The sequence below is a fragment of the Clostridia bacterium genome (assembly GCA_019683875.1).
GTDB lineage: Bacteria > Bacillota > Sulfobacillia > RBS10-35 > Bu92 > Bu92.
Genome location: JADGHN010000131.1, coordinates 1 through 4,206, shown reverse-complemented (window position 1 = coordinate 4,206; position 4,206 = coordinate 1). Strand labels below are relative to the sequence as shown.

The 4,206-nt window shown below is 68.3% G+C and carries 6 protein-coding genes; all 6 read left to right on the top strand.

Features of this window, described 5'->3' with window-relative positions:
- On the top strand, nt 1-543 hold a 543-nt coding region (locus IRZ18_08710; protein MBX5477185.1), incomplete at its 5' end, for a DedA family protein.
- A gap of 209 nt (nt 544-752) precedes the next feature.
- Complete coding sequence (gene wrbA / locus IRZ18_08705; GenBank protein MBX5477184.1) at nt 753-1,391, top strand: NAD(P)H:quinone oxidoreductase; 639 nt, start codon at nt 753-755, stop codon at nt 1,389-1,391.
- 190 nt (nt 1,392-1,581) lie between these two features.
- Nucleotides 1,582-2,289, top strand: coding sequence for a polymer-forming cytoskeletal protein (locus IRZ18_08700; protein ID MBX5477183.1), 708 nt, complete (start codon nt 1,582-1,584; stop codon nt 2,287-2,289).
- A 458-nt stretch (nt 2,290-2,747) separates the two neighbouring features.
- A complete protein-coding gene (locus tag IRZ18_08695) occupies nt 2,748-3,260 on the top strand; it encodes a GntR family transcriptional regulator (GenBank protein MBX5477182.1) in 513 nt (170 codons plus the stop codon).
- Nucleotides 3,257-3,997 carry an ABC transporter ATP-binding protein gene (locus tag IRZ18_08690; GenBank protein MBX5477181.1) on the top strand — a complete coding sequence of 247 codons (741 nt, stop codon included), beginning with the start codon at nt 3,257-3,259 and terminating at the stop codon, nt 3,995-3,997. The genes IRZ18_08695 and IRZ18_08690 overlap by 4 nt, the downstream gene beginning before the upstream one ends.
- On the top strand, nt 3,994-4,206 hold a 213-nt coding region (locus IRZ18_08685), incomplete at its 3' end, for a hypothetical protein (GenBank protein MBX5477180.1). The genes IRZ18_08690 and IRZ18_08685, both read left to right, overlap by 4 nt.

Sequence of the window (4,206 nt, the reverse complement as noted above, 5' to 3'; positions counted from 1 at the left end):
TGGGGCGTGGCCTTCGAGATGGCGATCGAAAACGCGAACATCCCCTTGCCCAGCGAAGTCATCCTTCCCTTCGCGGGCTACCTTGTCTTCGCCGGCGCGCTGACGTTTTGGGGCGCCGTGGTGGCGGCCGTGGCCGGCGGATTGGCCGGCTCGATCTTTTCCTACGCGCTCGGGTACTTCGGCGGTCGGCCGCTCGTGCTGCGCTACGGCCGTTACGTGCTGTTGAACGAGCACCACCTGGAGCTCGCCGAAGAGTGGTTCCGCCGCCACGGAGAGGCGGCCGTGTTCTTCGGGCGCCTTCTTCCGATCGTGCGCACGTTCATCTCCCTGCCGGCCGGCATCGGCCGCATGGCCTTCGGGCGTTTCGTCGCGTACACCGTGCTGGGCTCGATCCCGTGGACCATCGTCCTCGTGTGGGCGGGCGTGAAGCTCGGAGACCGCTGGGACACCCTTGAAGGGCTGTTCCGCCGGTTGGACTACGCCGTTCTGGCGCTGGCTCTCGCCGGCGCGATCCTGCTTCTGGTGCGCGGCCGCCGCCGCTGACCCCGAGGCGCCCCTTCCCCCGATTCGCCTCCACCGCTGTATCCGCGCGCCTTCTGCTGCAGTCAGGAGGTCGCGGTCGGGCACCTCGACACTTTAGGACTACACAGTCTCAGGGTCCAATGCTATATTATTGAAAGCGACGTCGCTTGAAAGCCACGGTACCCCCTGGGGGACGCTAGCGAGCAAAGGGACGCGGAGGAGAGCGATCGATGGCCGACCTGAACCTTGCGATCATCTACTACTCGTCCACCGGAACCATCCACAGGATGGCCGAGGCGGCGGCGGAGGCGGCCCGGGAGGCGGGGGCCGATGTCCGCCTGCGCATCGTGCAGGAACTCGCGCCGCCGGAAGCCATTGCGAGCAATCCCAACTGGAAGAAGTTCCGGGACGAGCACCCGAACCTCGAAGTCGCGAAGCTTGAGGATCTGGAGTGGGCCGACGCGATCATGTTCGGCTCGCCCACGCGCTACGGCAACGTGGCGGCCCAGCTGAAGCAGTTCCTCGACCAGAGCGGCCCGCTTTGGGCGCAGGGCAAGCTTGCGAACAAGCCCGTCACGGCGTTCGCCTCCGCGAGCAACCCGCACGGCGGCCAGGAGTCGACGCTTCTCGCCCTCTACAACACGATGTACCACTGGGGCGCCATCATCGTGCCGCCCGGCTACACGGACCAGGTTCTGTTCACCGCGGGCGGGAACCCGTACGGCACGAGCGCCACGGCGAACGAGACCGGCCCCGGCAAGGAGATCCTCGACGCCATCCGCTACCAGACGAAGCGCCTCATCGATGTCGCCCGCTGGCTGAAGGCGGGTCGAGCGGCCGCCCAGGGAGTTCTCGCGGGCAAGGCGTAAGCCTTCGCCGAAGGACGCATGATCGGCCGTCCGGGCCGGCGCTGCCGGTCCGGACGTTCTTTTTCCGCGGATCGCTAAACTTTTTGGCGAATGATGCCGAAAACTGGAATGCTCAAGACCGTGCGCGCCGTGGCCGGGCCTCGCGTCCCTCGGCCCGCTCGCGGCTGTCGGAGACGGGAGGTCGTGGGACATGTTGGCGTTGGCACAGGGAACGTCACGAAAGACGGACGGGGTGACGGTCGTCGGACCGGGCGCGGAAATCCGCGGAACGCTGGCCTCTCCGGGCCGGGGGCTGCTCCGCATCGAAGGCCGGGTCGAGGGAGAGGTCCATTCCGCTGGCCCCGTGGAGGTGACGGAGACCGGGGAGGTCACCGGGAGCATCCAGGCGCGCGACCTGACGGTCGCCGGGGTCGTCCGTGGAGACGTGAACGTGTCCGGACGGCTTGAGTTGCGCGCGACGGCCCGGCTGTTCGGCGAGCGCATCCGGATGAGGTCGCTGGTCGTCGCCGAAGGCGCGCTGTTCCAAGGCCAGTGCGAGATCGTTCGGACGGATTCTGATGACGATGCCCACGACGTGCCCGTGGCGGCGCAGCCCGTCCGCCATGCCGCGGCGTCGATGTCGGTGCTTGGCGACGGGGCCGAGGAGGAAGCAGCCGATACGGCCGACTTCGACTTCGCGTCCGTCGCTCGGCCGGAGGATGAGGCGGAGTCCGAGGCGTGGCTCGAGGACGAGGTCGAGGCGGAGTCGGAGCCGGTCGTCGCGTTGAATGGCGCGGAGAAAGCGGGTGCGTCCGGCAACGGCGCGCGCGCGGATCGAGACGTGAGCGCGGAGAGTCTGAAGTCGACCGCGGCCGCGACCGACGGACGTCGGGTGCTCTGGTCGAGGAAACGGCCGTAGCGAGGGCGCCTCACGCCGGGTGCCCGGCACTCTCAGGCGTCGCGAACCAGGGCGGCCGGCGCCCGCCAGCGCCGGCCGCTTCCGTTTGGCTGGTCGACCCCCTCGTTCGAAGCCTCGGCCGATCGGCGTCACGCTTTCCCGCGAGATTCCCCTGCATGCCCAAGCCCCACAGCGGCAAGTCGCGTGGTGCGAGGGCAAGGAGGATGAGCATCGAGACCAAGAGCGCACTGTCGGTCAGCTCACGGGTCCGGCTGGTCATGCGACACCTCCGCCCGTCCAGCGCCTGCGCAGGATCTTGTAGGTATCATACTTCCTTTACTTACTGGGGCACTGGCAGGACTGCCGTGGTGGCGTTGCCGTGCGACCCGCGCCCCTCTTACCCGCTGAGCCCCTTGACGACATAAGTGTATTAAGTGTATTAGTACAGTCAGGGCGGTGAGGATGTGCTGAGGTGCACGGTGGGGCGGCTCGAACTGCGCATCGACCCGACGCGTCCCCTGTACATGCAGATCGTGGAGCAGATCGAGCGGGGCGTGCTTCGTGGGTTGCTCGATGCGGGAGAGCGCCTGCCGTCCGTCCGCCAGCTGTCGCTGGCCCTCGGCGTGAATCCGAACACCGTCGCTCGCGCGTATCGAGAACTTGAGGCGGCCGGCGTGATCGAGACGCGGGCGGGATCCGGGACGTTCGTCGCGGACGATGTCGCGGGCGCGCACGTCCGCCGGCGGGAACTGGCTTGGGAGGCGACCGCGGTCTGGTCAAAGGAGATGTGCGACCTGGGCGTTTCCGTCGATGAAGCGTTGGAGATGGCGCGCAGGGCGCTGCTGAGCCCGCCCGGCGCCAGCCCGCCGCCCGCGCGCCCGCCTGCGGAGCAGCCGGTCACCCCGGCCGATCGGTCCGGGCTGACCCGATCGGAAGACGCGGCCGAAAGCAAGTCGGGGCCTGAAGCGCCCCGGGAAGGAGTGCAACGGTGAACAGCGCCTTGGTCCGCGTGGACGGTCTGGCGTACCGCTACACGCGCACTTGGGTCCTCAACGGTGTATCGTTCGAGGTCAGCGAGGGCCAGGTCATCGGGCTCTTCGGCCCCAACGGGGCGGGCAAGTCAACCCTGCTTCAGCTGATGTGCGGGTTGCTGGCGCCGGGGCGTGGCACGCTCCGCGTGTGCGGGGTGGAGTGGGGCGCGGGAACGTGGCAGCTCGCGCCGCTTGCGGTGCGCTACAGGCTCTCGCGGGACGTCGTCTACTGTCCCGACCAGGGCGGACTCTACCCGAACATCACGCCCCGCGCTCACGGGACCTGGATGACGGCGGTCGCCGGCGGATTCGACATGTCCACCTACATGGAACTGCTCGACAGGTTGAACGTCGGCGCGGACCAGCCTGTCGAATCCCTTTCCAAAGGCCAGCGCGCACGGGTGCGCCTGGCGCTCGCGCTCTCGCGCCCCGGTCGGCTGCTCCTTCTGGACGAGCCGCTTTCCGGGCTCGACCCGGCTTCGCGCGTCATGGTCCAGGCGCTTCTGCGCGACGTGCTCACCGTGCGCGGGGCGGCGGCGATCATCTCCACCCATGAGATCGGCGAAATCGAGACGCTGCTCGAACGGGTGTGGGTCATCGCGGACGGCCGGTTGACCGTCGACGCGGACGCGGACGATCTGCGCGGCCGCACCGGACGCTCCTTGGAGCAGTGGGCACGGGAGGGTATGCGGGCATGACCGGATTTGTGAAAGCGGCGCGGGCGGAATTTTGGCTGGAGACCCGTCACTGGCAGGGGACGGCGAAGGCTGTCCTGGTGATTCTGGCGGGGCTGGCCGTCGTGCTCGCGTCGGCGCTGTGGAGGGGTTACGTCGACGGGCTGGGCGCATCGCTGATCTTCGCCTACTTCGCGTCGTTCGCCTACCCCATCGTGGACGGGTTCTTCAGC

Excerpts from the sequence above, each read along its gene's own strand:
- wrbA (MBX5477184.1), top strand. The coding sequence starts at position 753 with ATGGCCGACCTGAACCTTGCGATCATCTACTACTCGTCCACCGGAACC.
- IRZ18_08700 (MBX5477183.1), top strand. The coding sequence starts at position 1,582 with ATGTTGGCGTTGGCACAGGGAACGTCACGAAAGACGGACGGGGTGACG.